Here is a 24,476-nt window from a genome sequence, read left to right as displayed (position 1 = left end):
CCCCCAAATTTCCGGTCCACTGCCAGTTCCCGCTGGCGGCGGATTTGTTGCGTCACTGCATTGTCATCTTTCTGTCATACAGGATCGCTAGGGTGTGCGAATGAATGATCTGGCCAACTCCACCATGACTACAAATCCCCCCAAGCGAATTGACTTCAATACGCCTGAGCTGCAACGCAAGCGCCGTATTCGTGCGCTCAAAGATCGCCTGACCCGCTGGTACGTCCTCGTGGGCGGCCTCGCCGTTCTCGGCGCGATCACGCTGATCTTTTTTTTCCTCGCTTACGTTGTCGCACCGCTGTTCCAGGGTGCCGACCTGACCTCCAAGGACGCCATCACGCCCGCCTGGATGCAAGACGCCGGCAAGCCGTTGATGATCTCCCTGGAAGAACAGAACCAGGTCGCCATGCGGGTTTCCGACAAGGGCCAGGCGTTGTTCTTCGATATCGACAGTGGCGCTGAACTCAAGCGTGTCGATCTGTTGATTCCGGCCGGCACCACCGTGACCTCCATCGGCGAAGACCAACCGGGCCATCCCTTGGTGGCGGTAGGCTTGTCCAACGGTCAGGCGCTGGTGTTCCGTCACACTTATAAAGTCAGCTACCCGGACGGCAAGAAAACCATCTCGCCAGCCATTGAATACCCGTACGGCGAAACGCCGATCGTGCTGAACGAGGCGGGCGGAGCCCTTGAGCACGTCAGCCTCAATGCGACCGATTCGACGCTGATGCTGGTCGGCTCCACCGGTTCTCAGCTCAATGTTTTGTCGCTGACCAGCGAAGAAAACATGATGACCGGCGAAATCACCAACGAGCAGAAGCGCATCGATCTGCCGCAAATGACCGAGCCGGTGAAGAACATCTTCGTCGACCCGCGTCAGCAGTGGCTGTACGTGATTAACGGTCGTGCCCAGGCCGACGTGTTCAGCCTGCGCGACAAGAGCCTCAACGGTCGCTACAAACTGCTGGAAAACGGTGAAGCCCAAATCACCGCCGCCACTCAGTTGGTGGGCGGCATTTCCTTGATCATCGGCGACTCCTCCGGCGGCCTGGCCCAGTGGTTCATGGCGCGCGACCCGGATGGCGAACTGCGTCTGAAGCAAATTCGAACGTTCCAGATGGGCACCACGCCTATCGTTGAAATCTCGGCCGAAGAACGTCGCAAAGGCTTCATCGCCCTGGATGCTTCCGGCAAGCTCGGCGTGTTCCACAGCACCGCCCACCGCACCTTGCTGGTGGACCAAGTCGTCGAAGGCCAAGGCATTTTCGGTCTGTCGCCACGGGCCAACCGGGTGATCGTGGAAGCGGGCGGCAAGATTCAACCGTTGCTGCTCGACAACCCGCACCCGGAGGTTTCCTGGAGCGCGTTGTGGAGCAAGGTCTGGTACGAGAACTACGACGAGCCTAAATACGTCTGGCAATCGACCGCCGCCAACACTGACTTCGAACCCAAGCTGAGCCTGTCTCCGCTGACGTTCGGCACCTTGAAAGCTGCGTTCTACGCCATGCTGCTGGCCGCTCCACTGGCCGTCGCCGCTGCGATCTACACCGCGTATTTCATGGCCCCGGGCATGCGCCGCAAGGTCAAACCGGTGATCGAGCTGATGGAAGCGATGCCGACGGTAATCCTCGGCTTCTTCGCCGGTCTGTTCCTCGCACCGTATGTGGAAGGACATTTGCCGGGCATCTTCAGCCTGCTGTTGTTGATGCCGATCGGCATCCTGGTCGCCGGTTTCACCTTCAGTCGCCTGCCTGAATCGCTGCGCCTGCGGGTGCCGGACGGTTGGGAAAGCGCGATCTTGATCCCGGTGATCCTGTTCGTGGGCTGGCTCTCGCTGTACATGAGCCCGTACATGGAAACCTGGTTCTTCGGCGGCGACATGCGCATGTGGATCTCCCACGACCTGGGCATCACCTACGACCAGCGCAACGCTCTGGTAGTCGGCCTGGCCATGGGTTTTGCGGTCATTCCAAACATCTACTCCATCGCCGAAGACGCCGTGTTCAGCGTGCCTCGCGGTTTGACCCTCGGTTCCCTGGCCCTCGGCGCCACGCCGTGGCAGACCATGACGCGCGTGGTGATCCTCACCGCCAGCCCGGGCATCTTCTCGGCGCTGATGATCGGCATGGGCCGTGCGGTCGGTGAAACCATGATCGTGCTGATGGCCACCGGTAACACCCCGGTCATGGAAATGAACCTGTTCGAAGGCCTGCGCACCCTGGCCGCCAACGTTGCGGTGGAAATGCCCGAATCGGAAGTCGGCGGCAGCCACTACCGCGTGCTGTTCCTCTCGGCGCTGGTGCTGCTGTTGTTCACCTTCGTCATGAACACCCTCGCGGAACTGATTCGTCAGCGTCTGCGCAAGAAATACTCGTCGCTTTAAGAAAGGTAGAAGTCTGTGAAACAGAACTCCCTGAAAGGATGGTTCAAGAGCGGCGCCCCTGGCGTCTGGATCAGCGGTGGCGCGGTGTCCATCGCGGTCATCATGACCATTGGCTTGCTGGCAGTGATTGCCGTGCGCGGTCTGGGCCATTTCTGGCCGGCGGACCTGGTGCACGCCAGTTACGACGTGCCGGGCCAGGCCAATCACCTCGTCATCGGCGAAGTGGTACAGAAAGAAGAAGTGCCGCGCGAGCGCCTGAAAAGCGCTGGCCTGCCGGTGCCCGATCAGGGCCCGGAGTTCATGACCCGCGAGCTGATCAAGGTCGGCAACCGTGACCTGAACGGCAACGACTTCACCTGGATCGTCGGCGAGTGGCTGACCAATCAGAAGACGCCACCCGAGTTGATGGCCATCGAGCGTCGCGAGTGGGGCAACTTCTACGGCTACCTGGTCAACGTCAAACAGGACGGCAAGGTCATCGCTGAAGGCGAAGCGGCATGGCCTGAATTGCAGGCCCGTGTCGCGCGCGTCAACCAGCTTGCCGCACAGCTCAAGAGCCTGGAAAAATCCGACATTGGCGCGATCAACGCCGGCCTCGAGCGCGTCCGTCTGCACGGTCGCAAACTGGAACTGGCCGGGACGATGGACGCTGCCGCGCAAGCGGACATGGAGTCCGAGCGTGCCGAACTGAACGCACGTTATCAGGACATCGAAGCCCGCCTGAACGACCTGCACGCCCAGTTCAACCGCGACAGCCTGACGGCCCGCGACGCGAACGGCAAAGAGATCGAAATCGGTATCGGCAAAGTGGTTCACGCCTATCAGCCGAACGCCATGAACACCTTCACCAAGATCGGCTTCTATATCAGCAAGGTCTGGGAGTTCTTGAGCGACGACCCGCGTGAAGCGAACACTGAAGGCGGGATCTTCCCGGCGATTTTCGGCACCGTGATGATGACGTTGATCATGGCGATGATCGTGACCCCGTTTGGCGTCCTGGCCGCGGTTTACCTGCGTGAATATGCCAAACAGAACACCATGACTCGCTTGATCCGCATCGCCGTGAACAACCTGGCGGGCGTTCCGGCCATCGTTTACGGCGTGTTCGGTCTGGGCTTCTTCGTCTATGTGTTGGGTGGTTCGGTCGACCGGTTGTTCTTCCCGGAAGCATTGCCGGCGCCGACCTTTGGTACGCCGGGCCTGCTCTGGGCGTCCCTGACCCTGGCGCTGCTGGCGGTACCGGTGGTGATCGTGGCCACGGAAGAAGGCCTGGCGCGGATTCCTCGCACCGTGCGCGAAGGCTCGTTGGCCCTCGGCGCAACCAAGGCTGAAACCTTGTGGAAAATCGTACTGCCGATGGCCAGCCCGGCGATGATGACCGGCATGATCCTCGCCGTGGCTCGCGCCGCCGGTGAAGTGGCGCCGCTGATGCTGGTGGGTGTGGTGAAACTGGCGCCGTCGCTGCCGGTGGATGGCAACTACCCGTACTTGCACCTGGACCAGAAGATCATGCACCTGGGCTTCCACATCTATGACGTCGGCTTCCAGAGCCCGAACGTCGAGGCCGCACGGCCGCTGGTGTACGCCACGGCGCTGCTGCTGGTGCTGGTGATCGCCACGCTCAACCTGTCGGCCGTCTACATCCGGAACCACCTGCGCGAAAAATACAAAGCGCTGGATAGCTAAGTTAATTGGTCGCCGCTGTCCCTTGTGGGAGCTGGCTTGCCTGCGATGGCATCACTGCGGTGCTACTGATAGACCGTGTCGTCTGCATCGCAGGCAAGCCAGCTCCCACAGGGATCGGCGTCAGACAGAGATTTTGAGTAAGCCGCCGGCCTGAACAAAGCCAGCGGTTCAACGAACCGAATTTGTTAGCACAGGGAGCCTCCCATGCAGCACGAAGCACATACCCACGGCATCAACATGTCGGCCCTGGGCCGCGACAAACAGAGCCTGAGCCTCGAGCAGGAAACCGTCGCCATTGAAGTGCCGGGCCTGAGCCTGTTCTACGGCGACAAACAAGCGCTGTTCGACGTCAGCATGAACATCCCGAAACAGCGCGTGACCGCCTTCATCGGCCCGTCCGGCTGCGGCAAGTCCACGCTGCTGCGCACCTTCAACCGCATGAACGACCTGGTAGATGGCTGCCGTGTCGAAGGTGCGATCAACCTGTACGGCAACAACATCTACCGCAAGGGCGAAGACGTGGCCGAGCTGCGTCGTCGCGTTGGCATGGTGTTCCAGAAGCCCAACCCGTTCCCGAAAACCATCTACGAGAACGTGGTCTACGGCCTGCGCATCCAGGGCATCAACAAGAAGCGCATCCTCGACGAAGCCGTCGAGTGGGCGTTGAAAGGCGCGGCGCTGTGGGACGAAGTCAAAGACCGTCTGCACGAGTCCGCACTTGGCCTGTCCGGTGGTCAGCAACAACGTCTGGTGATTGCCCGCACCATCGCCGTGGAGCCGGAAGTACTACTGCTCGACGAACCGTGCTCGGCACTCGACCCGATCTCCACGCTGAAAGTCGAAGAGCTGATCTACGAACTGAAATCGAAGTTCACCATCGTCATCGTGACCCACAACATGCAACAGGCCGCGCGGGTTTCCGACTACACGGCGTTCATGTACATGGGCAAACTGGTGGAATTCGGCGACACCGACACCCTGTTCACCAATCCGGCGAAGAAGCAGACCGAAGACTACATCACGGGTCGTTACGGCTAGGAAGCTGTTGTTGCTCACTGAACTGACGCTGCGGTCCACCGCACCTTACCGGACGCTCCAAGGACGCCAACATGATTAGTAAAGAAGGCCTTACCCATCACATCTCCGCGCAGTTCAACGCTGAGCTCGAGGAAGTGCGCAGCCACCTCCTGGCCATGGGCGGGCTGGTGGAAAAGCAGGTCAACGACGCGGTGACCGCGCTGATTGAGGCCGACTCCGGCCTGGCCCAGCAGGTGCGCGAGATCGACGACCAGATCAACCAGATGGAACGCAACATCGACGAAGAATGCCTGCGTATTCTGGCCCGTCGTCAGCCGGCGGCGTCGGACTTGCGTTTGATCATCAGCATCTCCAAGTCGGTGATCGACCTGGAGCGCATCGGTGACGAAGCAACCAAGATCGCCCGTCGCGCCATCCAGTTGTGCGAAGAAGGCGAAGCCCCACGGGGTTACGTCGAGGTTCGTCACATCGGCGACCAGGTCCGCAACATGGTTCGCGATGCACTGGACGCCTTTGCCCGCTTCGACGCCGACCTGGCGTTGTCGGTGGCCCAATACGACAAGATCATCGACCGCGAATACAAGACCGCGCTGCGTGAACTTGCCACCTACATGATGGAAGACCCGCGCTCTATCTCGCGGGTCTTGAGCATCATTTGGGTGCTGCGTTCGCTGGAGCGGATCGGCGACCACGCGCGCAATATTTCGGAACTGGTGATTTACCTGGTGCGCGGCACAGACGTGCGGCACCTGGGCCTCAAGCGCATGAAAGAAGAAGTTGAAGGCACAAGTGGTGAAACCGCTAATGTTCCGGGCAAAGCTGACGATAAGTAAGATTGCCTGAGAAAAGCGCCCGGCCTTTTGGCCGGGCGTTTTTGTTTGTGGTCGATGAATTCGAAAGCAGCACCCGCGAACGAAAAGTCCCGGCGTGACTGAAGGTTTTTGGCAATGTGCCATCAGCAAAGCGCTATGCTTGCCGGGATTTTTTAAAGGGGTGATGGATGAGTAAGGTCAGTGTGTTGGTTGTGGACGACGCGTCGTTCATTCGTGACCTGGTGAAGAAGTGCTTGCGCAACTACTTCCCGGGGATCCGGATCGAAGACGCGGTCAACGGCAAAAAGGCTCAGGCCTTGCTGGCCCGGGAAGCGTTCGACCTGGTCCTTTGCGACTGGGAAATGCCGGAAATGTCCGGCCTGGAGCTGCTGACCTGGTGCCGCGAGCAGGACAACCTCAAGACCATGCCGTTCGTGATGGTGACCAGCCGGGGCGATAAAGAGAACGTCGTCCAGGCAATCCAGGCCGGGGTTTCCGGCTACGTCAGCAAGCCGTTCACCAACGAGCAACTGCTGACCAAGGTCAAGCAGGCCCTGAACAAGGTCGGCAAGCTCGACACCTTGATGAACAGTGCGCCGACCAAAATGAACTCGGCGTTCGGCAACGATTCCCTGAGCGCATTGACCGGTGGCAAGGCTGCCGTGGTCGCACCCGCCGCGGCGCCGGTCAACCCGTTCGCCAAACCTGCTGCTGCTGCGCCAGCCCCGGCGGCTGCGCCGTCTCGCGGTCTGCTCAACAGCCCGCCGATCAAGCCTCCAGCGACCTCCGCAGCGCCGACGGGCGGTCGTGGCCAGGGCCAGCTGCGCTTGCCGAACGGCATTCAGCAATGCGTGATCAAGGCCTTGAGTCTCAAGGAAGCATTGCTGGTGGTGAAACGCACCGACACCCTGCCGCAAGTGCTCGACAGCGCCGTACTCGACCTGGAGCAGGGCGATAACGCCGAAACCGCTCGTCTGAACGGCTACCTGCACGCCATCGTCGCCCACGAGCCGAAACCCGACAGCGACTGGCTGCAACTGACCTTCCGTTTCGTCGACCAGGACGCGCAGAAGCTCGACTACATCTCCCGTTTGATCGCACGTGGCACGGCGCAGAAGCATTTCGTACCGGGCGCGTAATCCCTACCGTTGATCGTTCCCACGCTCTGCGTGGGAATGCCTCTCGGGACGCTCTGCGTCCCTGCGGCTGTGACGCGGAGCGTCACTGGCTGCATTCCCACGCAGAGCGTGGGAACGATCATTTGAAACATCTGCCGACTACCCGGGTCCATTGCAGCTGCTAGGCTCCTACCCAGGACTTACTCGACAGAATCTTGCCCATGCTCGCGCGCCTGCTGTTTTTTTGCGGTCTTTTCATGGCCTCCCTCTCGGCGATGGCCATGACGATCTACAAGTCCACCGACGCCAATGGCGTGGTCTCCTACAGCGACCGCCCTACGACGGGCTCCAAGGTGTTCGTTTTTCGTGATCGCATGGTCGAGAACCTGGAGCGCCAGGTGTACGTGGTCATCACCAAGAAGAAGGGCGTGGAAAGCGTTTATGTGCGCAACGATCTGTATGCGCCAGTAGAAATCGAGTTGAGCTTCGCCGGCCTGAAGAACGTCAGCGGTGCGCCCAGCCGACCGATTCGCCGGGTGATGCCGGCACGCAGCAGTCTTCGTCTGGCGCTGCTCACGGCCACGAAGTCCGGTAAGCCGCTCGCGTACACCCCGAAATTCGAATACTCCCTGGGCGACCCCTCAGGGGCCGCCATGGCCTATCGATACCCGTTGCCCTGGCGCGGTGGACCGTTTCGGTTGAGTCAGGGCGCCAACGGTCAATACAGCCACTTCGGTCCCAAGAACCGCTACGCCATGGACATCGCCATGCCCGTAGGCACGCCGATCGTCGCGGCGCGTGGCGGTGTGGTGGTGAAAACCGAGAATGCGCAGACCGGGCGCGGCACCGATCCGTCAGGTAATTTCGTGCGGGTGCTGCACAACGACGGGACGATGGGCGTGTACCTGCACCTCAAACAAGGTTCGGTGAGCGTTCGCGAGGGGCAACGGGTGTCAGTGGGGAGTCCGCTGGCGTTGTCGGGTAATACCGGCAACAGCAGCGGGCCACACCTGCATTTCGTGGTGCAGCGCAATACAGGGTTGGGGCTGGTGTCGATTCCGTACCAGTTCAATCAACCGGTGGGCGCATTGCCCAACTTTGCGTTGGGCAAGCAATAGACGGATCAGTGCGATTACTGTGGCGAGGGAGCTTGCTCCCGCTCGGCTGCGTAGCAGTCGTAAACCGGTGAATGCGGAGTGCCTGGAGGAACGCGTTTGCAGGAATTGGGGCTGCTTCGCGGCCCAGCGGGAGCAAGCTCCCTCGTCACAAGAGCTCACTCGCCGCCGGTGTTGCACTCAATCCAGCATCAACACCTTGGCCAGAATGATCTTCGGCCCTTTCATCTTCTTGATGATGATCCGCAAGCCTTCGACTTCCAGCACTTCTTCCTCTTCCGGCACCCGTTTCAGGGTTTCGTAGACCAGCCCGGCGAGGGTTTCGGCTTCGATGTGGTCCAGATCGATGCCCAACAGGCGCTCGACCTTGAACAGCGGCGTGTCGCCACGCACCAGCAGTTTGCCCGGCTGGTACGCGAGGATCCCGCGCTCAGCCTTGCGGTGTTCGTCCTGAATGTCGCCGACCAGCACTTCCAGCACGTCTTCCATGGTCAGGTAGCCGATGATGTTGCCATCGGCTTCTTCGACCAGGGCGAAGTGCGAGCCGCCTTTGCGGAACTGTTCCAGCAACTGCGACAGCGGCATATGGCGCGAAACCCGCTCCAGCGGCCGGGTCAGTTCGGCGAGGTTGAACGATTCGGGAATGTGGTCCAGGGCTGCCAGTTCCAGCAACAGATCCTTGATGTGCAGCAGGCCGACGAACTCCTGGCGATCGCTGTCGTACACCGGATAACGGCTGAACTTGTGGCGACGGAACATCGCCAGGATTTCCTTCAGCGGCGCGTTGAATTCCAGCGTCACCAGGTCTTCCCGGGAATTGGCCCAGTCGACCACTTCCAGCTCGCCCATTTCCACCGCCGAGGCCAAAACGCGCATGCCTTGGTCGCTCGGGTCCTGGCCGCGGCTGGAGTGCAGGATCAGTTTCAGTTCTTCACGGCTGTAATGGTGCTCGTGATGAGGGCCGGGTTCGCCTTGGCCGGCGATCCGCAGGATCGTGTTGGCGCTGGCGTTGAGCAGGTAAATGGCTGGGTACATCGCCCAATAGAACAGGTACAGCGGCACGGCGGTCCACAGCGACAGCAGCTCGGGTTTGCGGATGGCCCAGGATTTTGGGGCCAGCTCACCGACCACGATGTGCAGGTACGAGATGACGAAGAACGCGGCGAAGAACGATACGCCTTTGATCACTTCGGGCGACTGCACACCGACGGCTTCAAGGATCGGTTCGAGGATGTGCGCGAACGCCGGCTCACCGACCCAGCCGAGGCCGAGGGAGGCGAGGGTGATACCCAATTGGCACGCCGACAGGTAAGCATCGAGCTGACTGTGAACGGTGCGCAGGATGTGTCCGCGCCAGCCGTTTTTTTCAGCGATGGCTTCGACCCGGGTCGAGCGCAATTTGACCATGGCGAATTCGGCGGCAACGAAAAAACCGTTGAGCAAAACCAGGATCAGAGCAAAAAGAATCATGCCGAAATCGGCGAAGAGTGTCGCAAGGGTCAAGCCAGGGGAAGGGTCCATGATGGAGTTTTGCGGGTTCCGTGTATTCGAAAGGAAAGAAAAAAGTGCGCCTGAAGGGCAGGCACAAGTCAGCCAATGTAGCGGCTGACCAAGTGATTGACTAGTGGCGCGTGCCGGCCGGTATCAGTCGGTGGTGCTGATGACCCGGGATTTGGTGACCTGGGCCGGCGCAAAATGGCAGGTAAACGTGCTGCCGTGGCCCGGCACACTGCTGATTTCCATCCGCGCGCGGTGGCGCAGCAGCACGTGTTTGACGATCGCCAGCCCCAGCCCCGTGCCGCCGGTGTTGGAGTTGCGGCTGGAATCGACGCGGTAGAAGCGTTCGGTCAGGCGCGGCAGGTGTTTGCTGTCGATGCCGATGCCCGAGTCCTGCACGCTCAGGTGTGCGCCTTGCTCATCCCCCCACCAGCGAATACGGATGTTGCCCTCGGCCGGGGTGTATTTCACCGCGTTGAACACCAAATTGGAAAATGCACTGCGCAACTCGGCTTCGCTGCCCTTGAGCAGAATCGTCGGGTCGGCTTCCAGGGTGATCTTCTGATTGCGCTGGGCGGACAGTTGCTGAGCGTCGCTCTTGATCGATTGCAGCAAGCCGTCGATGGCCACCGGCTGGTTGTCCGAGGGGTAATCGGTGGCTTCCAGTTTGGCCAACAGCAGCAAATCGTTAAGCAACGTCTGCATGCGCCCGCCTTGCTGCTGCATTTGTTGCAGGGCACGGGACCAGCGCGGGTTCACGTCCTCGACGTTGTCGAGCAGGGTTTCCAGATAACCGCAGATCACCGTCAACGGCGTGCGCAGTTCATGGGAGACGTTGGCGATAAAGTCTTTGCGCATCTGTTCCAGTTGATGGATGCGCGTCACGTCGCGCACCAGCATCAAGTGTTCGTTGTTGCCGTAGCGGGTGATGTACAGCTGAATGCGCAGGCGATCATTGATCGGTGAAGGGATTTCCAGCGGCTCGGCGTAGCTGTCCTGCTCGAAGTATTCCTTGAAGCGCGGATGACGCACGAGGTTGGTTACCGGTTGGCCGCTGTCTTGCGGGGTCTTGAGGCCGAGCAGGGTTTCGGCGGCGCGGTTCCACCATTCCAGGTTGCCATCGCTGTCGAGCATGATCACCGCGTCTTTCAGCGCGGCAGTCGATTCCTGGACCCGATCGATCACCGCTTGCAGGCGCCCGCGCACACGCTGATCGCGGCGTTGCAGGTGATAGATGCTGTCGAACACTTCGCCCCACAGGCCATACCCATCGGGCGGTGCTTCATCGGGTTTGTGCAGGCGCAGCCATTCGTGCAGACGCAGCAGTTGCTTGAGGGTCCAGGCCAGGTAAAGACCCAGGCCCGCGGCGAGGCTCCAGCCGTAATAGCCGGTAATCAGGCCGATCACCAGGCAACCGGTCACCAGCAAAAGCATGTGGCGGATCAGGGTGCCATGCCAGTTTTGGTTCACTTGAACGCGCGTCCTTGTCAGCTTGTCGAGCGGGATAGATCCGGATCAGGCCTTTGTGGAGAACCGGTAACCGGTGCCGCGCACGGTTTGTACCAGATTTTCGTAAGCATCACCCAGGGCTTTGCGCAGGCGGCGGATGTGCACGTCGACGGTGCGCTCTTCGACATAAACGTTGCCACCCCAGACCTGGTCCAGCAACTGGCCGCGGGTGTAGGCACGTTCCTGGTGGGTCATGAAAAATTGCAGCAGGCGGTATTCGGTGGGGCCCATCTCGGCGGGTTTGCCGTCGATGGTCACGCGGTGGCTGATCGGGTCCAGCAGCAGGCCGCCAACTTCGATCGGCGTCTCGCCATCGGTTGGCCCGGCACGGCGCAGGACGGCCTTCAGGCGCGCAACCAGCTCACGTGGGGAAAAAGGTTTGGTGATGTAGTCATCGGCGCCGACCTCCAGGCCCTGGATCTTGTTGTCCTCTTCGCCCTTGGCGGTGAGCATGATGATCGGGATGTCCCCGGTCAGCTCATCGCGCTTGAGGCGTCGGGCCAGCTCGATGCCGGACGTGCCGGGCAGCATCCAGTCGAGCAGGATCAGGTCCGGCTTGCGGTCGACAATGATGGCGTGGGCCTGCTGCGAGTTCTCAGCCTCCATGCAGTCATAGCCGGCCATTTCCAACGCAACGGCGATCATTTCGCGAATGGGCGCTTCGTCGTCGACGATCAGAATGCTCCTGCCAACCATGCCTTAATCCTCTTGTCATTTAACTGTCTTGCGCCGCATTAGATAACGGAATTATTGCAGTCGTGTGACAGTATTTTAGTCGTCCGGCGATTGTCATGATCCTGAACTAAGCTCTAAGTCCGAATCCTGACAACCACAAAAGGAAGGTTTCCATGAAGCACATCGCTCAATCCTGGAAGGCGTTGCTGGTCACTGCTGCGCTAATGATGCCGACAATGGCCTTCGCCGCAGACCCGGGCATGGTTAAAGACGGCATGTTGGTCGACCACAAGGGCATGACGTTGTACACCTTCGACAACGACACTGGCGGCAAGTCGGCGTGCACCGGCAAGTGCGCAGAAAACTGGCCACCGCTCAAAGCCACCGACGCCGACAAGGGCGACGGCAAGTGGACCATTATTGAGCGTGACGATGGCACGAAGCAGTGGGCGTTCGACGGCAAGCCGCTGTACTACTTCGTTCAGGACAAGAAGCCTGGAGACATGACCGGCGACAAGAAAATGGACAAGTGGCACGTCCTCCAAGGGCCGAAGATGTAAACCTGTAGCAGCTGGCGAAGCCTGCGTTCGGCTGCGTAGCAGTCGTAAAGTCTGCTCACGCGGTGTATCAGATGAACCGCGTACTCAGGATTTACGACTGCTGCGCAGCCGGACGCAGGCTGCGCCAGCTGCTACATAAAAGCGTGTCCATCAACGCAGCGCGTAATCCAGTACGATCCCGACAAAAATCGCCAACCCCGCCCAATGGTTGTGCAGAAACGCCTTGAAGCAACGCATCCGGTCCTTGCCACGGGTGTACCAGAACTCCCACGCAAAACAGCCCGCCGCCGCCAGCAATCCCAAGTGGAACCAGCCACCGAGCTCGAATTTCGACCCGGCCAGCAGCAGGCAACCCAGCGCCAGCCCCTGCAGAATCAGGATGATCACTCGATCCGCTTCGCCAAACAGAATTGCCGTGGATTTCACGCCGATCTTCAAGTCGTCGTCACGGTCAGTCATCGCGTAATAAGTGTCGTAGCCCACTGTCCACAGCAGGTTGGCGATCCACAGCAACCACGCCGCCGCCGGCAGTTCACCGGTTTCGGCGGTGAATGCCATCGGCATACCCCAGGAAAACGCGGCGCCCAGCACCACTTGCGGGTAATAGGTGTAGCGCTTCATGAACGGGTAAGTGAGGGCCAGTGCCAAACCGCCGAACGACAGCCAGACCGTTGCCGCATTGGTGCACAACACCAGCAGGAAACTCACGCCCATCAGCAGCGCGAAGAACACCAGCGCTTCTTTGGAGCTGATCTTGCCGCTCACCAAGGGCCGCTGTTCGGTGCGTTTCACGTAGCCGTCGACCTTGCGATCCGCCCAGTCATTGATCACGCAACCGCCAGCGCGGGTCAGCACCACGCCCAGGACGAAAATCACGATATTGGCCAGCGACGGCGAACCTTTACCAGCAATCCACAGCGCCCACAGCGTCGGCCACAGCAGCAGATAAATGCCGATCGGTTTGTCCATACGGGTCAGCTGAATGAAATCCCAGGCCCGTGGATTCAAGCGATTCAGGGACTTGAGCAGGCTTTGGTACATCAGCAATTCTCCGGATGGGCGCGGGTGGCGTTCCACAAGGTCGGCAAGAAAATTTCGGCCACCAGCACGCTCAAGGCGCCGCGGTCGAAACGCGAACGGCGGCCCCACAGTTCAGGTGCCCGGGACTCCATCGGCAGCCACTCCTGAGGATAGTGACAAACCTCAATGGCGCGGCGTTGAAATGCCTGATCGCAAAACAGCAATTCGCCTAGGGAGCGGCTGCCCAATTCGTCCATGTGCAGACCGTCGCCCTGCAACGCACTGCGCGCCGCCACGCTGCGGGCAAACACCCAGGCTTCGCCGTGGCCGCGCAGATACACCTCGCGCACCCAGCCTTCGCTGCCTTCGGCCAGGTCCAGCGCGGCGCATTCGTCGCCGCGCAGCGGTTGCCAGCCTTCGAAGAGTGGCGTGACGCTGAAGCCGTCATTCGACAGACGGATCAGCCGTCGGGTCAAAGAGCCTTCGTCGAACAACCAGTCGAGGGTAGACGTGTCGGGGAGGGGCGCGAGTTGGCTTCGAGGGAGCCAAAGCGGGGTCACGGCGGGGGATTTTGAGTGCGGCACAGTGAGTCATTATTGGCAGCAAATGAGGCGGCGAGCTTACCATGTCAGCCTGCGATTTTGATTGATCCGGCCGGCCATTGCGTCGAACAGGCTTGCATCTGCCGGGCCCGATCAGTACAAAACGCCCTGAGCCGGACGGCAGCGCTCCAACCATCGACCGTTCGCGCCGGCAAAAGCCTGAATCCTGAGGATGTACGTGAATGAAAAAGTGGCAATGTGTGGTCTGCGGCCTGATTTACAACGAAGCCGACGGCTGGCCGGATGACGGCATTGCGCCGGGCACCCAATGGCAGGACGTGCCGGAAGACTGGCTATGCCCGGACTGCGGCGTAGGCAAGATGGATTTCGAAATGATCGAAATCAACTAAGACTTTTAGAGGAGCAAGGAATGAACGCACCTGTCGTGATCGTCGGCACCGGGCTGGCTGGCTACAACCTGGCCCGGGAGTTTCGCAAACTCGATGGCGAAACCCCGCTGCTGCTGATTACGGCCGATGACGGACGCTCCTACTCCAAGCCGATGCTCTCCACCGGTTTCGGCAAAAACAAAGACGCTGACGGGCTGAGCATGGCCGAACCCGGTGCCATGGCGGAGCAGTTGAAGGCCGAAGTGCGCACGCACACGCGCATCAGCGGCATCGATCCTGGCCACAAGCGTCTGTGGATCGGGGAGGAAGCGGTGTTTTACCGTGACCTAATCCTCGCCTGGGGCGCGGAAACCGTGCGGGTGCCGATCGAAGGCGACGCGGCGGACGCAGTCTTCCCGATCAACGACCTGGAAGACTACGCACGCTTTCGTGCCGCGGCGGCCGGCAAACGTCGGGTGTTGCTGCTCGGTGCTGGCCTGATCGGCTGCGAATTCGCCAACGACCTGATCCTTGGCGGCTACGAGGTGCAACTGGTTGCACCGTGCGAGCAGGTCATGCCGACTTTGTTGCACCCGGCAGCGGCCGCTGCGGTCCAGGCCGGGCTGGAAAGTCTGGGCGCACGTTTCCACCTCGGGCCGGTGCTCAATCGTTTGCAGCGTGTTGAAGATGGACTGGAAGCACATCTGTCCGATGGCCAGGTGATCCCTTGCGATGTGGTGGTGTCGGCCATTGGCCTGCGCCCGCGCATCGATCTGGCGGCTGCGGCCGGTGTGCAGGTCAATCGCGGTGTGGTGGTCGATCGCCAGCTGAAAACCTCTCACGCCAATATCTATGCCTTGGGCGACTGCGCCGAGGTCGATGGGCTGAATCTGTTGTACGTCATGCCCCTCATGAGCTGTGCGAGAGCGCTGGCCCAGACCCTCGCCGGAAACCCGACGGCGGTGAGCTATGGACCGATGCCCATCACCGTCAAAACGCCGGTCTGCCCATTGGTGGTTTCACCGCCACCACGGGGTTTAGAGGGCGTCTGGACAGTCGAAGGGCAGGGCGCGGACATCAAGGTCTTGTGCCGCGATGCCAGCGGCAAACTGCTGGGTTATGCCCTGACAGGCGCGGCGGTGATGGAAAAACTGGCCCTGAACAAAGAGCTTCCGGCACTGCTGGCGTAAATACCGGTCGTTCTGTCGGAATCACCCCTCTTTTGCCCTTACAAAGGTCGCGCCGAGACTGGCGCGGCTCTTCACTGCGTGCCATCCTCACTCCCGTCTGCCGCAGAGTAGAGCACCTGCGGCGCTTTGGGCGCTGTTCCAACGAGAACAGCACGGACATAACAACAAAAAACCGTCAAAGGGGCTTCACTAATGCGTAAACCAGAACTCGCCGCTGCAATTGCTGAAAAAGCAGACCTCACCAAAGAGCAGGCCAACCGCGTTCTCAACGCCGTTCTCGAAGAAATCACCGGCGCTCTGCACCGCAAGGACAGCGTCACGCTGGTGGGCTTCGGCACCTTCCTGCAACGCCATCGCGGTGCCCGCACCGGCAAAAACCCGCAAACCGGTGAGCCCGTCAAAATCAAGGCCAGCAACACTGTTGCGTTCAAGCCAGGCAAGTCGTTGAAAGACAGCGTTAATCCGTAACACGCACCGACTTCCCGCGTAGCGGGTGAGCGGGAATAAAAAATGGGCACGCCAACCAGGTTGGGTGCCCATTTTTTTATGGGGTGGCGGATTAGATGACGCGGCTTTGTTGCTTGGCGAAATTCGCCGCTATCTCGGGGTCATTCAGATGATCCAGCATTCGCTCCACCAACAAATGCACACCGTCGGCCATTCGGCTGAGCGCCAGGGCTACGGAGCGGCGTGAGCCGTCCACATCGTCGGCGAGGTTGGCGGCGATGGCGCTGATGGACAGCAAATCTTCCGAGGCATTGGCGAGAAGGGTTTCAGGGTTGATGCCCGGACTGACGCTGAAGAGCTGGCCGTTGCGTTTGGGTGGTTTGGGGGCGGCTGGCGGGAAGTGATGGTCGAGGGCGCGCTCGGCGGCTTCGTTGAGTTTGTTTGAATCGGGGCTTTCGTAGGGAGAGACCGGGTCGGTGTCGGGTGGGTTGGGAGTAACCTTGAACATGATCTTCAATTCCTTGAGTGATGCTGACAACACTTCGCCGACTAAACGAAGGGGTGGCAGCTGTACGCAGGTTAGTCGGACCGGGGAATTGAAGAAGCCGGCGCACCCGAAGGTGCCCTACGCACAGCCACCATCAAATGCAGGTAGGAAATACCTGTCTGACAGAAGCTTGTGCATCTTCAATTACCAGCGAGCGACTAAACCCGATCACTGATGGGCAGTGACAGGAACCAAGTTACCGACCGCCCCCAAGGCGCACAAGCCGGCGGATTCTGGCGTAGCCGTAGGCAATGGCGCAAGGTGTTGTAGCTTGCAGGAAGTAACCTTTAAACGTTTTAAACGTCGCTATGGAGGACTGCACCCTGCTCCAAGTTAATCTTGCCCCATTGGCTTGGAAGTTGTGGTAGTAGCGGATTTTTTTCAGCGGGCCGGTGCCGTCGACGCGGGCCAGGGGTTCGTAGCCTTCGTCTTCGTAGAGGCGATGGATTCGACTGATCGGATGGCGAGGGAACATGATGAGTGCGAGCTGGAAAAATGGGCACACCGCCTGGATCAGGTGCCCATTTTTGTTGGACACAGAGATGAACTTCTAACGAAGTCCCTCTACCAGTACCTTGTCTTTCTCGCCGCCCCAAGGATCGTCCAGCAGGTACCTGGCTGGAGTTTTGCTGTCTGATGGGACTAGAGTGATTTTGTAAAAGATTTCTTCACCCTCACAAACCTCGAAATACAACGCATAGTCGCGTTTCTCTAGATCAAGCTCGACCTTGAATTTTTCAGCAGCGGATGCAATTTCCACATGACCGGGATCCGTGACATGAAATGGCACGACGATGCAGCGCTGGGTGGAGGGGTCGAGGTTGAAACTGTCTTCCAGTTTCAGGTGCACGTTTGCCCCGAAAGCATCTTCGGGTAGAGGGTCAAACACAACATAGTCGCTATGGAGGACCGCACCCTGCTCCAAGTTAACTTTGCCCCATTGGCTTGAGGTTTCGTCAAAGGGCCGTGAGCGGAATTGAATTTGGCTGTGGGATATCAGTAGATCCACAGATTGAGCATTATTTTTCATCAGTAAACCTCGATTTTAACTCTGGTCCCGTTGGGGAGGTCGGATAGGGCGTTGCCGATACTCGAGCCCGCACCCCGATTATCGCCAGGATCGATGTATTTGACGCTGGCGCCGTTACCACCTTCCTTGAACATTGCCATCGGCCATTCGTCCCGATCCTTGCCTGTTTTGGTCTTGATGTCTTTCAAGCTGAGTTTGCGATTGAGCTTAGCGGTGTCACGTTGAATGGTCACAATGTAGGGGTGACCTTTCTTGATTGCACCGTCGATATGACCGAACGTCTGCGGATATTCTGAGCGTTTCAATCGCAGTTTGTAGTCGTACTGTTTCGACCGTGCCTTGGTCAGCGTACAACCGGCAAGGCCTAGAGGGTCCAACCAAGTGAATGGATTCAGAACGAATGCGTAAAGATTGAATCCTCCCGCCAACCCAATCGGATCCGGCGTCGTAAACCGCCCCACATCCGGATCATAAAACCTGAACGTATTGAAATGCAGCCCCGTCTCCCGGTCCAGGTACTGCCCCTGAAACCGCAGGTTCTGCTCTTCGATGTAGTACGGCTCGCGCACCTCTTCTAACGTGTTGCCCCACACCCGATAAGTCGCCTGCCAGACGTTGTGGCCGTCCGCTTCGGTGAGCTGTTCCGGCAGGCCGTTGAGGTCGTTGTGGTAGTAGCGGATTTTTTGCAGCGGGCCGGTGCCGTCGACGCGGGCCAGCGGTTCGTAGCCTTCGTCTTCGTAGAGGTAGAGGCTGGTCTGTTGATGGCGATGTTCCTGCAACAGGCGCAGGCCGTCCCAGGTGAAGCGGGTTTCTCCCAGTGGATAACCGTTGGGGTCGTGCTCGGTTTTTTCGATGCGCCGGCCCAGCGGGTCGTAGGTCATCCTGACCACACTGCCGTTGTCATTGCGCACTTCGATCAATCGGCTTTCGGCGTCGTAACCGAAGCGCTGCACGCCCCGTTTAGCGCTGCGTTTTTCGATCATCCGGCCAAAGGCGTCGTAGCGGTAACGCTTGTCCTGATAGGTCAGCAGTTTGTTGTGCACCACCAGCCCGGCGCGGGGTTGCGGGCCGTCCAGCAGGTTGGCGGCGGCGTCGTAGGCGAAGGTTTCGCGCTGGCCTTGCAGGCTGTCCTGGCTGGCGATGATGCGGCCGGTGGCGTCGTAGTGCAGCAGTTGGCGATGTTGCGCGGCGGGTTGCTGGTCGAGTTTGCCGATCAGGTTGTCGGCGGGGTCGTACTCGAAATGTTTCTGCACCGCTGCCGGCATCAGCGAGGGTTGGCTGCTGTGTCGGCGTTGGCGTGAGCGTAAACGGCCGCTGCGGTCGTATTCGCTGCGGGTGCTGATCTGGCCTTGGGTGCGCAGCACTTCGCGGTGCAGGCGGTCGCGTTCGAAGTCGCTGATAACCTGGCCGTCGAGGTTGATCTGGTGCAGGTGGCCGCTGCCGTAATACAGGCGATTGAGCCAGCGGCCGTCGGGCAGTTGGGTCTGGATCAGGTTGCCGAGTTCGTCGTAGTGGTGTTGCAGGCTGCCAGCCGCGCTTTGTTCGGCGAGCAACTGGCCGAGGGCGTCATAGGCGAAGCTCAGGGTTTGTGCGTTGCCGTGGTGGTCGGTGAAGGTGACAGCGGTGAGCTGGTCCAATGGGTCGTAGGTGTAGTCGGTACGGCCATCGTCGGTGATTTTGGCGATCAGCCGGCCGACAGCGTCGCGTTCCAGTCGATGAACGATGGGGGCCAGAGGCGTCTGGGGGACGATGGCCAAGCCGTTGCCGTAAGGCGCCGGAACAGCCGTTACCGCCGCGACGTTATCCAGCGGGTCATAGGCGTAGCGCTTGGCGCTGCCGTCGAGGTCTTGTTGTTCGGTCAGTCGATCCGCGGCGTCCCAGGTAAACCGATAACTTTCGCCGTTCTCGTTGATCAGCGCTTGCAGCCGCCCGTAGCTGTCATACCCGAACTGCACCTGCCTGCCATGGGCGTCGGTGCGCTGGCGCACCTGGCCGCGACGGTTGTGTTGGTAGAGCGTGGTGTGCCCGGCCGGATCGGTGTAGCCGATCAACTGGCCGCTGACGTCGCGCTGATACTGCTCGGTGCGGCCGTCCGGCAATTGGCTGCTGAGCAACCGCCCCTGGGCGTCGTAGCTGAATTGGGTGCGCTCGCCGAGGGCATCGGTGATGGTTTGCAGATAGCCCCGGTTGTCGTAGCTGAACCGCGTCGGATAACCCGAGCAATCGATGTGTTCGATCAATTGACCGAACGGGTTCCAACGCAGCTTTTTGCTTTTGCCGGTGGCATCGATGATCTCGACGACCTGACCGTGGGGGTCGTAGCGGTAGCGGGTGATGTGGCCCAGCGGATCGGTTTCGGCGATACAGTTGCCGCGCTGATCGTAGCGGTACTGCCAGCTGTTGCCGGCAGCGTCGGTTTGCACCAGCGGCAAGGCCCAGTGCTCGAGCCACAAGGTCGAATCGCTGCGGCCCAGCGGGTCGGTTTCGCCGATCAGGTTGCCGGCATCGTCGTAGCTGTATTCATAGCGACCGCCCTGTGGGTCGGTGGCGCTGAGCAATTGGCGCTCGTCGTTCCACTCGAACTGCCAGGTGTGGCCGAGGTTGTCGGTGTATTGGGTGATCTGGTGCTGGGTGTTCCAGCGCCGTGTACTGACGCGCTGCAAGCCGTCGGTGATGCGCGTGACACCGGCGCCGAGGTCGTAGTCGAACTGGTAAGCGTCGCCCTCGTCGGTCCAGTGCCGGACCACGCGCCATTCAAGGTCTTCAATCAGCGCCCATTCATAGAAACAACGCAGCCCCGTGGGCAACTGGTGCTCGACCATCCGTTGTCCGGCGTCGTAACTGAAGCGCCGTTGTACCAGGCCGGTGGCGTCGCGCACTTCGGCCAGGTTGCTGGCGGCGTCATAGCCATAGCTCACCAGCACTTCACGGTGTTGGTCAGGGTAGACGCGTTCCACCTGACTGACCCGTGTCTGAAGGTAGGTCAATTCCACCTGAACCAAGTCAAAGGTGTCCCGCAGCCGAACAAGCTGCCCGACGTCGTCATAGTCGAGATGGATGCGGTTGTCATTGCGGTCACCCAATTGATCAAGGCGCAGCAACGCGGTATTGCCCGGCGTTGGATTGAACAACCGATACACACCGTCATCGCTTTCAATCAACAACTGCCCATTAACATGGCGTCGAACACCCAGCCCTTCGCCGGCACTGAACACCGCACCGCCCAAAGGAATCGACCCCATGTCGATGCGCCGGCCCTGCTCATCGGTGTAGACCAGCGTTTCCCCGCCCTCCGGGTGCGGCAGGATTTCAACCCGCACCTCATAGGACACACTCCAACCCGCGCCAAACAACCCATCGCGCCGCTCGTCACGGCTGTTGTAAAAGCGCTGCCAATCCATCGGCAAAATGCCCGGCAACACGAAATCCAGCTCTTCATCGCCCCCCAGCACCTTGGCCCCGGTCGCCGCGTGCACCGGGTTCGACGAGCCCATGGCAGCGTTGGCCATCGCACCCATCGCGCTGCTGACGGCCATCGACGTCGCGCCACCGATCAGCATGCACGGCAATTTGCTGAAGAACTTGCCCTTGCCGCCCTTGAGCATCAGCAGCGCCGTGACCGCCAGCCCCACGCCTGGGGTCTTACCGCTGCGGATCTCGCGTACCACCACCGAACCGCCGCCAATGGTCACGTTGGAAGAGATCAGCCCGGACGATACGACCTTGGCATCGCAGGTGCTGCGGTCGCCGCTGCGCACGGCGGGCTGGCCGTTGATGGTGACCTTGTCCGAGCCCTCGGCCAGAAACTGCGGCGGCATCGGCGGATGCTTCATGCAGACGAGCAGGTCCAGCGGCTTGGGCACCGCGCCGGGTGCTGGGGTGGCGACGGTGGGGCGCCACATCTGGGAGAAGAAGCTCTCGGCCATGTCGAGGTAACTGGCTTCGGCTTCCGGCTCGGGCATTTCCAGTTCGGTGCCGGCCGGCGCGACATGGGACGGGATCGCCCCGGCGGCCCGAGCGGCGGGAATGTTGTTGGTGAGGGTGTTGGTGGAGCCGGTGAGAATGTTCGCCTGCACCGTGGGCGGAAACAGCGAATTACTGAAGCTCTCGCACAAATTGCTCAGGCCCTTGTCGGCCCCGGTCTTGCTCATGGCAAGGCCGACGATCGTGCCCACCACCAGGCCAAGCACGACGCAACCCAGCCCCCCGGTGACGACCGTGATGCCCGTGGCCGCCACCACGGCAGCGGTAGCCAGTGCGGTGATCGCGATGTTGGCCGCTACCTCCAGCACGCCGCCGAGGATGTCGGCCATCATCGAGGTGTGGTCGAGCGCATCGCCCAGCCGGGCGGCCCAGAGTGCATCAGACATGCAGGGTGCTCATCAGGCCGGAACGTCGAACAACAGCGAACTCTTGATGGTCGCCCAATGCGCGGCTTCGGCATCGCCGAGTTTTTCGGCCTTCACGTAGCTCAGGGCGAGCATTTTGCGGGTGCCGGGCAACACCAGTGCCAACTGGTATTGGAAGACTTTGTCGTTGCCCTTGTTGAACTGGCTGCGCAACTCGATGCCTTCGACTTCCTGGCTGGCACCCAGGCGCACGGCGACGCCCGGTTGGAAACGCAAGTCTTGCACTTGTTTTTCCAGACGCTTGAGCTGGTCGTCGAAGTTGCTTTGCAGGGTTTCACCCTCGGCCAGCAAGCTGCGGCTGACAATCAGCGAAGTACCCAGTTCAGGGAACTTGAGGATGTTGATCGAGGCGTCTTGCAGTTCGCCTGCCGGCAGTTGGAACTGGAATTCATTGATTCGGTAAGTCATGGAACACAGATCTCGTGATTAGCCCTTGGGCTTGGGAAACGCGGCGTTGATGTTGGCGTCGATGCTGGCCTTGACGCCCTGGCCATCAGGCGTGGCGCCAGCGCCGCCGCCGTTGTTCAGGTGCAGCACGCCGCCGGTGTTGAACTCGGCATCACCGCTGGCATAGAAGCTGATTTGCACGCCGGTCAGGTTGATCTGGCCGCTGGCATTGAGCTCCAGGATGCTTTCACCACAGACCAGCCGCAGGTTCTCGCCCACTTCAATGACGTAGCTCTGGCTGATGCTGTCGGTCTTGCGCTGGCCCACCGAAAGAATGTCTTCCTGTTTGACGATACGCAGGCGGTTGTTGCCGATGGTCACGGTCTCGTTATGCCCGATGCTCTTGTTGCGATCGTGGCCGACCGAGTGGCTTTCATCCACCTCGACCACGATGTCCTGATTGCGCTCGGCGTGGATGTACAGCTGCTCGGCGCCTTTCTTGTCTTCCATGCGGATTTCGTTGAAGTTCGCCGGTGTGCCGCCCTTGCTCGAACGGCTTTTCATGCCGCTTTGGGTGGCGTTTTCCGGCAAGTCGTAGGGCACGGTTTGTTCGGCGTTGTAGACGCGACCGGTGATGATCGGCCGGTCCGGGTCGCCTTCGAGGAAGCTGACGATCACTTCCTGGCCGATCCGCGGGATCTGCATCGAACCCCAGTTTTTACCGGCCCAGGATTGCGACACGCGAATCCAGCACGAACTGTTTTCGTTGGACTGGTCGTGGCGGTCCCAATAGAAATGCACCTTCACCCGGCCGAACTGGTCGGTCCAGATTTCCTCGCCCTTGGGGCCGACCACCAATGCGGTCTGCGGACCTTTGACGATAGGGCGGTGGGTGTTGGGCAGGGGGCGGTAGCTTTGTTGCGCATCGATGCAGGTCAGGCTGCTTTCGAACTGTGCCGAAGCAGCCGCGCCGCCGGTTTCCCCGCTTTCCTGGGCGACGTAGTAACGGGCGCCGACGATCAGGTATTCGCGGTTCTGGTCCTGGCGGCTGAAGCCCGTGAGGCTGAACAAATGTCCCGACCCCAAACCCCGGGCGTTGCCGGCGAACTCGACCTGTTCGTGCAAGGTCTGCAAGGCTTCGATGCGGGTGCGGGCGTAATGTTCGCCGTCCGCGCTTTGCACATAAGTGCCGGGGTAGTCGTACAGCGGATAGTCGCCGGCGGTGTGCGGACGAGGCATGGTCGAGCGCACGTCAATTCGCGCGCTGGGGCGCTGGAAGTCATAGTCGTTGAGTTCCAGCGAACCTGGCTGGACTTCCTGGGCCAGGTGCCAATCGTGGATGTGATCGCGTTCGCGCTGCTGTTCATTCTTGGGGTAGTAGGGCACTGAGGCATAGCCGGGCGCACTGGTGTGGGCGCCGTAAGCATCGGCCAGTACCAGCACATGACGACCCTGTTCATGGCGGAAGAAGTAGTAGATCCCTTCCTGTTCCATCAGGCGGCTGACGAAATCGAAGCTGGTTTCGCGATACTGCACGCAGTATTCCCACTCGCGATAAGGCCGGCTCAGGGCATCTTCGAAATCGGAAAAACCCAGGTCGCGAAACACCTGCTTGATGATCTGCGGGATGGTCAGGTTCTGGAAAATCCGGCAATCGGAGGTGCGGGTCAGCAGCCAAAGCCAAGGCCGCAGCGTGGCTTGATAGCTGGCGAACTGGCCCTGGTCGACGTTCTGGCTGCAACGGGCAACGATGCCATGAAAGTGACGCTCGCCACCGCCCTCCAGTTGCAGGCTCAGGCACATGGGTTTGCCCAGCAACTGGTTGAGGTCGATGGCGTTGTCCAGCGAGTGCAGTTGCAGCTCATAGTTGAACAGCCGCCCCAACTCTTCGCCGCCGCCCATGTCCTTGAGCAACAGCGCATCCGGCCCCAGGGGGCTGGTGATTTTTGCCAGGCGTGAGAGTTGCTTGAATAGCATCAGTTATCCCGTAAACGTTGTAATCGCCGCGCCGCTTTCTCCCTGCCGGAACCGGATCAAATGTGGGAGCTGGCTTGCCTGCGATAGCGGTATATCAGTCGACATCAATGCTGAATGTCACACCGCAATCGCAGGCAAGCCAGCT

At 60.3% G+C, this 24,476-nt stretch carries 21 protein-coding genes; 10 read left to right on the top strand and 11 right to left on the bottom strand.

What is annotated here, in order from left to right:
- Positions 1-100 precede the first annotated feature (100 nt).
- The 6 genes from BLW70_RS04845 (at position 101) to BLW70_RS04820 (ending at position 8,155) form a co-directional block, all read left to right on the top strand.
- Positions 101-2,383 carry an ABC transporter permease subunit gene (locus BLW70_RS04845; RefSeq protein WP_074872093.1) on the top strand — a complete coding sequence of 761 codons (2,283 nt, stop codon included), beginning with the start codon at positions 101-103 and terminating at the stop codon, positions 2,381-2,383.
- A gap of 15 nt (positions 2,384-2,398) precedes the next feature.
- Positions 2,399-4,069, top strand: coding sequence for a phosphate ABC transporter permease PstA (gene pstA / locus BLW70_RS04840; protein ID WP_074872090.1), 1,671 nt, complete (start codon positions 2,399-2,401; stop codon positions 4,067-4,069).
- Positions 4,070-4,273: 204 nt separating this feature from the next.
- Positions 4,274-5,107 (top strand): phosphate ABC transporter ATP-binding protein PstB, encoded by an 834-nt coding sequence (gene pstB / locus BLW70_RS04835; protein WP_007896484.1) that lies wholly within the window; start codon positions 4,274-4,276, stop codon positions 5,105-5,107.
- Positions 5,108-5,178: 71 nt separating this feature from the next.
- On the top strand, positions 5,179-5,940 hold the full coding sequence (gene phoU / locus BLW70_RS04830) for a phosphate signaling complex protein PhoU (RefSeq protein WP_008150055.1): 762 nt from the start codon (positions 5,179-5,181) through the stop codon (positions 5,938-5,940).
- Positions 5,941-6,107: 167 nt separating this feature from the next.
- A complete protein-coding gene (locus BLW70_RS04825) occupies positions 6,108-7,058 on the top strand; it encodes a response regulator (RefSeq protein ID WP_074872088.1) in 951 nt (316 codons plus the stop codon).
- Positions 7,059-7,258: 200 nt separating this feature from the next.
- Entirely contained in the window at positions 7,259-8,155 is an 897-nt protein-coding gene (locus BLW70_RS04820) for a peptidoglycan DD-metalloendopeptidase family protein (RefSeq protein WP_074872086.1), read from the top strand.
- Positions 8,156-8,332: 177 nt separating this feature from the next.
- Here the strand turns inward: BLW70_RS04820 and BLW70_RS04815 are convergent, their stop codons facing one another.
- The 3 genes from BLW70_RS04815 to phoB all read right to left on the bottom strand — a co-directional run bounded on the left by BLW70_RS04815 (position 8,333) and on the right by phoB (position 11,854).
- Entirely contained in the window at positions 8,333-9,673 is a 1,341-nt protein-coding gene (locus tag BLW70_RS04815) for a hemolysin family protein (protein ID WP_074872085.1), read from the bottom strand.
- A 123-nt stretch (positions 9,674-9,796) separates the two neighbouring features.
- The gene (phoR, locus tag BLW70_RS04810; RefSeq protein ID WP_232252249.1) at positions 9,797-11,083 is read right to left on the bottom strand and encodes a phosphate regulon sensor histidine kinase PhoR; all 1,287 of its coding nucleotides are present in this window, start codon (positions 11,081-11,083) and stop codon (positions 9,797-9,799) included.
- An 81-nt stretch (positions 11,084-11,164) separates the two neighbouring features.
- Complete coding sequence (gene phoB / locus BLW70_RS04805; RefSeq protein ID WP_046045002.1) at positions 11,165-11,854, bottom strand: phosphate regulon transcriptional regulator PhoB; 690 nt, start codon at positions 11,852-11,854, stop codon at positions 11,165-11,167.
- 152 nt (positions 11,855-12,006) lie between these two features.
- Here phoB and BLW70_RS04800 point away from each other — a divergent pair, with 152 nt between their 5' ends.
- Positions 12,007-12,393, top strand: a complete 387-nt coding sequence (locus tag BLW70_RS04800; RefSeq protein ID WP_074872081.1) for a COG4315 family predicted lipoprotein — start codon at positions 12,007-12,009, stop codon at positions 12,391-12,393.
- Positions 12,394-12,543: 150 nt separating this feature from the next.
- Here the strand turns inward: BLW70_RS04800 and ubiA are convergent, their stop codons facing one another.
- Together ubiA and BLW70_RS04790 are read right to left on the bottom strand one after the other, a co-directional pair.
- Positions 12,544-13,434, bottom strand: coding sequence for a 4-hydroxybenzoate octaprenyltransferase (ubiA, locus tag BLW70_RS04795; protein WP_074872079.1), 891 nt, complete (start codon positions 13,432-13,434; stop codon positions 12,544-12,546).
- Complete coding sequence (locus tag BLW70_RS04790) at positions 13,434-13,997, bottom strand: chorismate--pyruvate lyase family protein (RefSeq protein ID WP_074872077.1); 564 nt, start codon at positions 13,995-13,997, stop codon at positions 13,434-13,436. Before BLW70_RS04790 ends, ubiA begins: the two co-directional genes overlap by 1 nt.
- Before the next feature lie 200 nt (positions 13,998-14,197).
- Here BLW70_RS04790 and BLW70_RS04785 point away from each other — a divergent pair, with 200 nt between their 5' ends.
- From BLW70_RS04785 to BLW70_RS04775, 3 genes are all read left to right on the top strand, one after another.
- On the top strand, positions 14,198-14,365 hold the full coding sequence (locus BLW70_RS04785) for a rubredoxin (protein ID WP_074872076.1): 168 nt from the start codon (positions 14,198-14,200) through the stop codon (positions 14,363-14,365).
- Positions 14,366-14,385: 20 nt separating this feature from the next.
- Positions 14,386-15,534, top strand: a complete 1,149-nt coding sequence (locus BLW70_RS04780; protein ID WP_074872074.1) for an NAD(P)/FAD-dependent oxidoreductase — start codon at positions 14,386-14,388, stop codon at positions 15,532-15,534.
- 192 nt (positions 15,535-15,726) lie between these two features.
- Complete coding sequence (locus BLW70_RS04775; protein WP_003213368.1) at positions 15,727-16,002, top strand: HU family DNA-binding protein; 276 nt, start codon at positions 15,727-15,729, stop codon at positions 16,000-16,002.
- 91 nt (positions 16,003-16,093) lie between these two features.
- Here the strand turns inward: BLW70_RS04775 and BLW70_RS04770 are convergent, their stop codons facing one another.
- The 6 genes from BLW70_RS04770 to BLW70_RS04745 all read right to left on the bottom strand — a co-directional run bounded on the left by BLW70_RS04770 (position 16,094) and on the right by BLW70_RS04745 (position 24,331).
- A complete protein-coding gene (locus BLW70_RS04770) occupies positions 16,094-16,489 on the bottom strand; it encodes a DUF6124 family protein (protein WP_074872072.1) in 396 nt (131 codons plus the stop codon).
- 235 nt (positions 16,490-16,724) lie between these two features.
- Entirely contained in the window at positions 16,725-17,066 is a 342-nt protein-coding gene (locus BLW70_RS04765; protein WP_074872070.1) for a hypothetical protein, read from the bottom strand.
- Between the two features lie 12 nt (positions 17,067-17,078).
- Complete coding sequence (comJ, locus tag BLW70_RS04760) at positions 17,079-17,558, bottom strand: competence protein ComJ (RefSeq protein ID WP_074872069.1); 480 nt, start codon at positions 17,556-17,558, stop codon at positions 17,079-17,081.
- The gene (locus tag BLW70_RS04755; RefSeq protein ID WP_074872067.1) at positions 17,558-21,928 is read right to left on the bottom strand and encodes an RHS repeat-associated core domain-containing protein; all 4,371 of its coding nucleotides are present in this window, start codon (positions 21,926-21,928) and stop codon (positions 17,558-17,560) included. The genes comJ and BLW70_RS04755 overlap by 1 nt, the downstream gene beginning before the upstream one ends.
- Before the next feature lie 12 nt (positions 21,929-21,940).
- Complete coding sequence (locus BLW70_RS04750) at positions 21,941-22,375, bottom strand: DcrB-related protein (protein WP_008007718.1); 435 nt, start codon at positions 22,373-22,375, stop codon at positions 21,941-21,943.
- An 18-nt stretch (positions 22,376-22,393) separates the two neighbouring features.
- Positions 22,394-24,331: a type VI secretion system Vgr family protein gene (locus BLW70_RS04745; protein ID WP_074872065.1), complete on the bottom strand. Its 1,938-nt coding sequence runs from the start codon at positions 24,329-24,331 to the stop codon at positions 22,394-22,396.
- Positions 24,332-24,476 lie beyond the last annotated feature (145 nt).

Source organism: Pseudomonas frederiksbergensis (assembly GCF_900105495.1).
Taxonomy (GTDB): domain Bacteria; phylum Pseudomonadota; class Gammaproteobacteria; order Pseudomonadales; family Pseudomonadaceae; genus Aquipseudomonas; species Aquipseudomonas frederiksbergensis.
Note: the sequence above shows the minus strand (reverse complement) of the source record. Positions and strands in the feature narration are given on the sequence as shown.